The sequence below is a fragment of the Kitasatospora sp. NPDC001664 genome, from assembly GCF_053596675.1.
On record NZ_JBSFGS010000027.1, the window covers coordinates 118,516 to 126,999 of the forward strand.

Consider the following 8,484-nt stretch of genomic DNA (forward strand, 5'->3'; position numbering starts at 1 on the left):
GGCGCGGGCCCGGCCGACCGACGGCCGGGCCCGCACCGTGCTGCGCCGCGCTGCGCCGAGCCACCGGTGACGGGTCGGTCAGAGCTCGGCGGAGAGGACGACCTTGCGCCTGCCGGGGTGCTTCGACCCGGCCAGGCGGAAGGCCGATCCCGCTTCCTCCACCCGCAGGTGATGGCTGATCAGCAGGCCGGGGAGCTCGGGCCGCTGCCGCAGGTACCCCTCCGCCAACGGCAGGTAGGTCGACCACGGCGGCTTCCAGGTCGTGGTCAGCGTGAGGCGGCGCTCGAAGAAGCTCCGGAGCCGGCGGCGAGGAAGCGCAGCTTCGACCCCGACGGGCCCCCGGGTCCGGGGAGGGTGACCGCCCGTCAGCCGCCCGGCCGCCGCCCGGCCGCCGAGCGCGGCTCGGACGTGCTCGCGACACACGACCGGCACCGAGCCGTTCATCGCCGGGCAGCGGCTCCCGAAGCGGCCACGACCAGTGCACTGACGAGGGCGACGTCGCGGGCGACCGTGGCCACCTGCCAGGGCGGTGCACCCGGGCGACCGCCCAGCTGCGGCTGGGCCTCCTCCTCGGGGTCGACGGTGATGGTGACGGGGGTGCCGATCCCCGGCCGGTCCTTGGCCTCCGCCGACCAGAAGGCCCACCGCTCGCGCCGGTCGGGGCCGACCACGTCGTAGTAGGGGATCGGCCCCGGGTCCAGGCCCGCCCCGGTCCCGACCTCCCAGTGCCGGCCGACCACACCGGTCAGGGTGACCCCCCGGTCGTGGAGCACCTGGCGGTCCCACCAGAACAGGCTCAGCAGCGTGAAGACCACACCTCCGAGCACGGCGACCACGCCGACCGCCCGGACCAGGAAGACCACCACGTCGTGGGACTCCACCTCCCGGAGGCTCACGTAGACGCACCGCGCCAGACCGATCCAGAGCGCCACCGCGACCACGAACAGGACCGGCGGATTCCCACCGCTCCACCGGTCGGCCACCTTCAACACCCAGGCGCCACCAAGCACCAGACCGGTCACCGCTCCCAGGCTCAGCACGAAATGGCCCAGCACGCCCGACGCCCAACCACCCCGGGCCAAGGAATCCCCCACCATACGACCCACGGTCTCCGCCGCCCGACGGACGGTCAAGACCCGGAGCCCGAAACCCCCGCGCGGGGTGACGCCTGAACGTCGATGTGCACAACTCCAGCCCCAGGAAGCACACTTGACCCACCTGCAGGCAGTGCGCGAAGCCCGTCCGCCGACGGCGGTGCCACCCGCGCCTGATCACCCGATCCACCAGCCGACCTCGACGTCCGCGATGCCGACGGGGTACGGCGTTCCCCTGGATGTGCGACAGCTCGGCCACCGTGCGGCAACTGCCGACGAGGGTCTGCCGCAGGGCGCATGCCGAGGGACTGGTGACAGCGGCTCCGCTGGCCGGAAAGGGCGTGTGATTGACCGGAGTTGGACTACCTGACGAGGGTCGCGGTCTCCATCATTCTTGCATGTCCACGCCAAGGAGTGCGTGGGACGGGGAGGAATCAGAGATGCGATTGACAGGACGCGCGAGGATCGCCGCCGCGGCGACGAGCCTGCTGCTGGCCGTGCCGGCCGGTCTGGCCGTCGGCTCGGGGACGGCTTCGGCGACCGCCTCGTGCGGTCAGGCCGGTGCGTACCGCGACGGCACCACGGTCACGATGACCGCCGGTGTCGCCGCCAACATGCGATCGGGTTCGAGCACCAGCTGTGCCGTCAAGGGCTGGGCCGACAACCAGGACACGCTCGTGTACTGGTGTTACACCCGCAACGACAGCGGCTCCACCTGGACCTACCTGTACAACTCGCACGACAGGACCTACGGCTGGGTCAGCGACTCGCTGCTCCCCAACGGGGGCGCCCACGCCACCTGCGGGTAGTGACGCCGTGACACCGGGGCCGTCCGCCGCTCGCCGGCGGGCGGCCCTCCACGTGCGGGACCGTCCGGCCGGGCCGTCCGTTCGGGTGAATGCGAGCCCTCCTCACCGGACCCGACGGGCCCGCCTTCCGGGGCTGTCGGCCCGCTACCGGCCCACCGCCCGTGATCTCCGCCGCCCCGTGGCCGACGTACGGTCATGCCGCGATCGGCGCACGGACATTCGGCTGCAGGAGGACATGTGAGCATCACCTTCGTCGTGGGGACCGGCCGGTGCGGGTCGACCATGCTCTCCCGTGCCCTCCAGGCCCACCCCGACGTGCTGAGCCTGAACGAGCTCTTCACCTCCCTCGTCTGCCGGGGCACCCTCGGCTTCGGCGGCCGGACGGTCGACGGCCGCGAGTTCTGGGAGGTCCTGGGCGGGCCCGTCCGCCCCCTCGACGCCATCGCGGCCTCCCCGTACCCCATGCCGGAACTGCTCTACCCGTACGGCAGCGGGCGCTTCCGGCCCGGGACCGGCGTGCCCACCGTCTCCCACATGACCCTGCCCGCCCTCACCGCCGACCCCGACGCGCTGCACGACGAACTGGCCGCCGCCTTGCCCACCTGGCCGGCCCGCCCGCTGCCCGGGCAGTACCGCGTGCTCTTCGAGGAACTGCGGCAGCGCGAGAACGCCTCGGTGGTGGTCGAGCGCTCGGGCGCCTCGCTCGCCTTCCTCCCCGCCCTGCGCGCCATGTTCCCCGAGGCCCGCTTCGTGCACCTCAGCCGCTCCGGGCCCGCCGTCGCGCTGTCGATGAGCCGTCACATCGGCTTCCGCACGCTCCTGCTGCGCACCGAGGCGATGACCCTGCTCGGCCTGAGCTCCCCCTTCGAGCTCGGCCCCGAGCACATCACCTCACTCCCCGGCCACCTCGCCCACCTCGCCGGTGACGTGGACTGCGAGCTCGTGATGCGCACCCCCGTCCCGCTGGCCGCGTTCGCCGGGTTCTGGTCCCGGCTCGTCGTCCAGGGCGTCGACGAGCTGGCCGGCCTGCCCGCCGACCGGCGGATGGCCCTCTCCTACGAGGAGCTCCTCGACGACCCGGAGCAGCACTTCGGCCGCCTGGCCGCGTTCGCCGGGGCCGAGGCCCACCCCGGCTGGCTGCGCGAGGCCGCCGCCTCCGTCCTGCGCACCGACCGCCCACCCGTCACCGACCCGGACACCCTGCGCGCCTGTGCCCCGGGCGACCGGGCCCTCGCCCGGCAGGCGGCCCTCTTCGGCGGGTCGCCCGAACCCGCCGACCTGGTCCCCACCGGCGGCCCCTGACGGCCCGTCCGCTTCTTCCCACCGTCGGCCGAGCCTCAGGAAGTCCCAGGAAAGTCACAGGAGTTCCCCACCAGGCAGCCGCGCACCGTACCTCCGACCGGTGGGAGGATCGGACGGGCCCGGTCCGGCAGCTGTGATGCCGGACCGGGCCCATCGTCCGGAGGGCCGGAGCTCACGCCCCCGGCGAGCGGGTGTACCGGAGCACGCGGTAGCGCAGCCCCGTCACCGAGGTCCGCCAGCCCTCGTCCGCGACGACCGACCAGGCGGGGTCCAGTTCGGGAGCGTGGGTGTCGCCCTGCACGCGCAGGTCGATCTCGGTCACCGAGAGGACCGTGGCGAGCGCGAGGGTGGCGCGGTAGAGCTCGCCGCCGCCGATCACCCAGGTGCCGATGTCGGCGGGGGAAGGGGAGGAATCGGCGGAAGCGGCGGAAGCAGAGGAAGGGGTCTCGGCCGCACTCGCCAGGGCCTCCGGGACGGACCCGGCGCGCTCCGCACCCTCCGCCCGCCACTGCGGATCGCGGGTGACGACGATGTTGCGCCGGCCCGGCAGCGGACGGAAGCGCGGAGGCAGCGCGTCCCAGGTCCGACGCCCCATCACCACCGGACGGCCGAGGGTGGTGGCCTTGAAGTGGGCCAGGTCCTCCGGGAGGTGCCAGGGCATCGCGTTGTCGCGGCCGATCACCCCGTCGACCGTCTGCGCCCAGATCAGCCCGACGCTCACACCGCCACCGGAGCCTTGATGGCGGGGTGGTGCCGGTAGTCGAGCAGCTCCACGTCGGAGAAGGCGTAGTCGAACAGGGAGTCCGCCCGGCGCAGCCGCAGGTGGGGGAACTCGTAGGCGGTGCGGGAGAGTTGTTCGGTGACCTGCTCGACGTGGTTGTCGTAGACGTGGCAGTCGCCGCCGGTCCAGATGAAGTCCCCCACGTCGAGGCCGACCTGCTGCGCGACCATGTGGGTGAGCAGGGCGTAGCTGGCGATGTTGAACGGGACGCCGAGGAACAGGTCGGCACTGCGCTGGTACAGCTGGCAGGAGAGCTTCCCGTCGGCGACGTGGAACTGGAACAGCGCATGGCACGGGGCGAGCGCCATCTTGTCCAGCTCGGCGACGTTCCACGCGGAGACGAGCATCCGGCGGGAGTCCGGGTCGGTGCGCAGGGTGTCGAGCACCTGGGCGATCTGGTCGATGTGCCGGCCGTCCGGGCTCGGCCAGGAGCGCCACTGCACGCCGTAGACCGGGCCGAGCTCGCCGTTCTCGTCCGCCCACTCGTCCCAGATGGTGACGCCGTTGCGGTGCAGCCAGTCGACGTTGGAATCGCCGCGCAGGAACCAGATCAGCTCGTTGACCACGGACCTCAGGTGCACCTTCTTGGTGGTGACCAGGGGGAACCCGCGGGACAGGTCGTAACGGAGCTGGTGCCCGAAGACGCTGCGCGTCCCGGTGCCCGTCCGGTCGGCCTTGGCCGTCCCGGTGGTGAGCACCAGCCGCAGGAGGTCTTCGTACTGGGTGTCTGCCATGCCCGCCGAGTTTACCGGCGCCCACCTGCGGCGATGACCACGGCCACCGACCGGGTGACACCCGCGGGGGCGGTACGGCGCCGCCACTGCGGGCACGGCGGACGCGGTGGACCGCAGGCCCCGGCCGCCGGGCGGGGGGATGCCTGCGGCGGCCGGGCCTGCGGTACGGGCACGCCCCCTCCGCCCGAGGGGGGAACGGTGGACGGGGCGTCACCCGTGGATGCGTCTCACCCCGATCCCCCGGATCAAACCTCACCGTCTCCGGCCCGCTCCCCCCGCACCTCCCCCTCGCCCCGCCGCGCCCCGCCCCGCCGCGCCCGGGGACAACACCCCCCGGAGCGGGCGGCCGTGACGGACCGCCAGACGCCGGGGTCATCGCCGGACGGGACCCCGGGACCACGCGGGATCGGCCCCCGAAGCCGTTACCACGCGGCGCCGGAGGAGGATCTGCGGCGCGCCGGTCCTCGCCGCCGGGCCGCCCGGCAGGGAGACTGAACGCGTGACCGAGACGCGCGAGACCCTCGACTACCAGTCCTTCGGCCGGGCGGTGCGCGAACTCGCGCAGATGGTCGCCGACGACGGCTACCGGCCCGACCTCATCCTCAGCATCGCCCGCGGCGGCGTCTTCGTGGCCGGCGGCCTGGCGTACGCGCTCGACTGCAAGAACATCCACCTGGTGAACGTCGAGTTCTACACGGGCGTGGGCACCACCCTCGACATGCCCGTCATGCTGGCGCCCGTCCCGCAGGCGATCGACTTCTCCCGGAAGAAGGTCCTGATCGCCGACGACGTCGCCGACACCGGCAAGACGCTGGAGCTGGTGCACAAGTTCTGCCTCAGCCACGTCGCCGAGGTCCGGTCCGCCGTCATCTACGAGAAGCCGCACTCCCTCGTGAAGTGCGAGTACGCCTGGAAGCGCACCGACGCCTGGATCAACTTCCCGTGGTCGACCGAACCGCCGGTCGTCCGGAACGAGGGCCAGGTGCTCGACGCCTGACCACCCGTGACCCCCTGACCTGCGGAGACGGCCGGGCCCCCTGTGACTGTGCGCCCATGTCAACGATCAAGCGCCTGGCCACGCTCGAGGCCGAATGCGCGCGGCTGACGGCGCTCGGCGCGAAGCACGTGCTGACGCAGCGCGCCGACGGCGTCAACGAGTCCTGCATCACGATGCAGGACATCGAGGGCAACGAGTTCTGCCTCGCCTGACACGCTTCAGGCGATGGAGCCGGTGGTGCCGAAGGAGCCGTTCTCGATGTGCCCGATGAAGCGTTGGGAGAAGGCGAGGTCGTTGCTCACGGTGATGGTGAAGTCGTACCAACTCCTGCCGTAGGTCTGCTGGTTGAAGAAGTCGGAGACGCTCCGGCCGGGCGGGACGCTGTAGGTCCAGCTGCCCGTGCGGTAGTTGTTGGAGGCGACGGTGAAGGTGACCGTGTCCGTGGGGTGGTCGTTGGCGAGCTGGAACCACAGGGCGATGGGGTCCATCTGCGGGGCGAAGTAGCTCTTGACCCTGGCGTAGCGGCCGGTGGGGGTGCTGGTGTCGCCCTTGAAGCGGCGCAGGAAGCGGTTGGGGCCGGTGACGGTGAGGTCGTACTTGCCGTTCCCGGAGCCGGCGCCGATGTTGAAGAAGTCGCTGGTGGTGGCGTTCGGCCCGACGGTGTACTGCCAGGGCCCGCCGGTGCGGTAGCCGTTGGCGTAGACGGCCAGGTGGGCGGCACCGGTGGCCTGGGCTCCCAGGTTGTCGAGGGCGATCCAGGCCTTCTGGGTGCCGCTCGCGGAGGTGCCCTCGTAGCGGTCGAGGTAGGCGTTGGTCTGGTACGGCAGCGGGCAGGCGGTCTTGTTGCCGGACTCCTGGACGGGGCGGGTGCCGTTGCCGGCGGGCGGGGTGGGGCGGCCGGCGGTGCTGCAGGCGGCCGCGGTCATCAGGGCGTGGCCGGCCGGTACGGGCCCGGGGAGTGCGGGCAGCGGCCCGAAGACGGGGTTGGCGAAGTCGAAGGCGGAGGTCAGGTCGCCGCAGACGGCGCGCCGCCAGGCGCTGATGTTGGGGCACTGGACGCCGGTGAGGCGCTCCAGGAAGCGCAGCACCGACGTGTGGTCGAAGACCTGGGAGTTGACGCGGCCGCCGCGGGTCCACGGTGAGGCGATGATCATCGGGACCCGGAAGCCGAGGCCCAGGGGGACGCCGTTGACGTGCTCGGTGGCGTCGTTCGCATCGCCGGCGAACGGCGGGGGCACGTGGTCGAAGAAGCCGTCGTTCTCGTCGTAGGTGAGGATGAAGACGGTGGAGTCGAGGACGGCCTGGTCTGCGGCGAGGGTCTCCAGGACCCGCTTGGCGAAGGTGGACCCGACGCTCGGACTGGCCTCCGGGTGCTCGGAGTTGGCGTAGTCGGTGACGATCCAGGAGACCGTGGGCAGGGTCTTGCCGAGCACGTCGGCGCGCAGTCCGGCGATGAGGGCGTCCGCGACGTCCCCGCCGCTGTAGGGCACGCCGGCCACACCCTTGCTCCACAGCGAGGCATTGCCGGTGCCGTCCTTGGCGGGGTCGGCGGTCATGAAGGGGGCGAAGTACTCGAGGGCGTTGTCGCCGTAGTTCCGGTCGGCGTTCCTGTCGTAGACCTGGTAGACCTTCCAGCTGATCCCGGCGTTCTCCAGGCCCTCGGCGTAGCTCTGCCAGTTCTGCTCCTTGCGGCGGAAGTCGCCGCCGTTGTAGCTGACCTGGTTGGCTCCGGGCAGGCCCGCGCCGATCGAGCCGGACCACAGGTAGTTGCGGTTGGGGCCGGTGCTGCTGATCACCGAGCAGTGGTAGGCGTCGCAGATGGTGTAGGCGTCCGCGAGCGCGTAGTTGTAGGGCAGGTCGGCGCGGTTCATGTGACCCATCGTCAGACCGGTGCTGGACTTGGCCGCGTACCAGTTGTCCATGCGCCCGTTGTTCCAGGCGTTGTGCTGGTCGCTCCAGCCGTGGCCGCCGCCGTCGATGTGGCACTCCGACCCCTCCCAGCCGGCGGCGTGGGCGCTGAGCTGCCAGGGGAAGATGGAGCCGGTGCCGCGCGGCTGCTGGAAGACGGTGCGGTTCGACGGGCCGGCGGAGGTGCCGGGGAGGTCGATGACGGCGTGGTCGCCGAAGCCGCGGACGCCCTTGAGGGTGCCGAAGTAGTGGTCGAAGCTGCGGTTCTCCTGCATCAGGATCACCACGTGCTCGACCGGGGCCAGGCGCGGGTCCTTGGGCACGGTGCCACCCGCCGGGGTGGCGGCCAGGGCCTGACCGCCACCGAGGCCGAGTGGCAGTCCGACGGTTGCGGTGGCGGCCACGGCGGCGGCCGACAGCAGGAACGCGCGGCGGGGCAGGGAGTTCGTCATGGGGCATCGGTCTCTCGAGAAGTGTGGGGGCACGGCTCGACGCGAAGGACTCGGGGGACAGGGTCTCCCTGACGCACAGCGATGCAGCAGAGTGATCGATTCTGCTCCGTCAGCGCGCTGAAAACGCATCATTGCGCAGCGATCGAGCGGCGGGCAAGGGTGAGCGCCCATCGACTTCAAGGCGAACAACATGCACATTCCTGCTCGAAGATGCGCTAGATTGAGCATCATCGAGCACCAGGGCGGCGGGAAATCGTCGACGGAAGCCCCTGATGAGCGCTCAACCGGCCTATCTGGACGAGGAGTTCGTGGTGAGCAACGAGAGCCTGGCCAACCTGCTCAAGGAGGAGCGTCGCTTCGCGCCGCCCGCGGAGCTGGCGGCCAACGCGAACGTCACCGCGGCCGCG

General features: G+C 71.7%; 8 protein-coding genes and 1 pseudogene. 4 read left to right on the forward strand and 5 right to left on the reverse strand.

Features of this window, described 5'->3' with window-relative positions:
* Positions 1 to 78 precede the first annotated feature (78 nt).
* On the reverse strand, positions 79 to 432 hold the full coding sequence (locus tag ACWCYY_RS31580; RefSeq protein ID WP_449797970.1) for a hypothetical protein: 354 nt from the start codon (positions 430 to 432) through the stop codon (positions 79 to 81).
* An 8-nt stretch (positions 433 to 440) separates the two neighbouring features.
* A complete protein-coding gene (locus ACWCYY_RS31585) occupies positions 441 to 1,022 on the reverse strand; it encodes a hypothetical protein (protein ID WP_380150068.1) in 582 nt (193 codons plus the stop codon).
* A gap of 512 nt (positions 1,023 to 1,534) precedes the next feature.
* On the opposite strand from ACWCYY_RS31585, the gene ACWCYY_RS31590 reads away from it, so the two are divergent.
* Together ACWCYY_RS31590 and ACWCYY_RS31595 are read left to right on the forward strand one after the other, a co-directional pair.
* Positions 1,535 to 1,903, forward strand: a complete 369-nt coding sequence (locus ACWCYY_RS31590) for an SH3 domain-containing protein (RefSeq protein ID WP_449797971.1) — start codon at positions 1,535 to 1,537, stop codon at positions 1,901 to 1,903.
* A gap of 237 nt (positions 1,904 to 2,140) precedes the next feature.
* Entirely contained in the window at positions 2,141 to 3,205 is a 1,065-nt protein-coding gene (locus ACWCYY_RS31595; RefSeq protein ID WP_449797972.1) for a sulfotransferase, read from the forward strand.
* Between the two features lie 172 nt (positions 3,206 to 3,377).
* Here ACWCYY_RS31595 and ACWCYY_RS31600 read toward each other — a convergent pair whose 3' ends face one another.
* Together ACWCYY_RS31600 and ACWCYY_RS31605 are read right to left on the reverse strand one after the other, a co-directional pair.
* On the reverse strand, positions 3,378 to 3,926 hold the full coding sequence (locus ACWCYY_RS31600) for a dihydrofolate reductase (RefSeq protein ID WP_449797973.1): 549 nt from the start codon (positions 3,924 to 3,926) through the stop codon (positions 3,378 to 3,380).
* Entirely contained in the window at positions 3,923 to 4,720 is a 798-nt protein-coding gene (locus ACWCYY_RS31605) for a thymidylate synthase (RefSeq protein ID WP_380150072.1), read from the reverse strand. Before ACWCYY_RS31605 ends, ACWCYY_RS31600 begins: the two co-directional genes overlap by 4 nt.
* Before the next feature lie 499 nt (positions 4,721 to 5,219).
* Between ACWCYY_RS31605 and ACWCYY_RS31610 the strand changes: the two genes are divergently transcribed.
* Positions 5,220 to 5,717 carry a phosphoribosyltransferase gene (locus tag ACWCYY_RS31610; protein ID WP_449797974.1) on the forward strand — a complete coding sequence of 166 codons (498 nt, stop codon included), beginning with the start codon at positions 5,220 to 5,222 and terminating at the stop codon, positions 5,715 to 5,717.
* A gap of 68 nt (positions 5,718 to 5,785) precedes the next feature.
* A pseudogene (locus ACWCYY_RS31615) lies at positions 5,786 to 5,929 on the forward strand (VOC family protein); the annotation flags it as partial.
* Positions 5,930 to 5,935: 6 nt separating this feature from the next.
* Here ACWCYY_RS31615 and ACWCYY_RS31620 read toward each other — a convergent pair.
* Positions 5,936 to 8,077, reverse strand: coding sequence for a phosphocholine-specific phospholipase C (locus ACWCYY_RS31620; RefSeq protein ID WP_449797975.1), 2,142 nt, complete (start codon positions 8,075 to 8,077; stop codon positions 5,936 to 5,938).
* Positions 8,078 to 8,484: the final 407 nt, after the last annotated feature.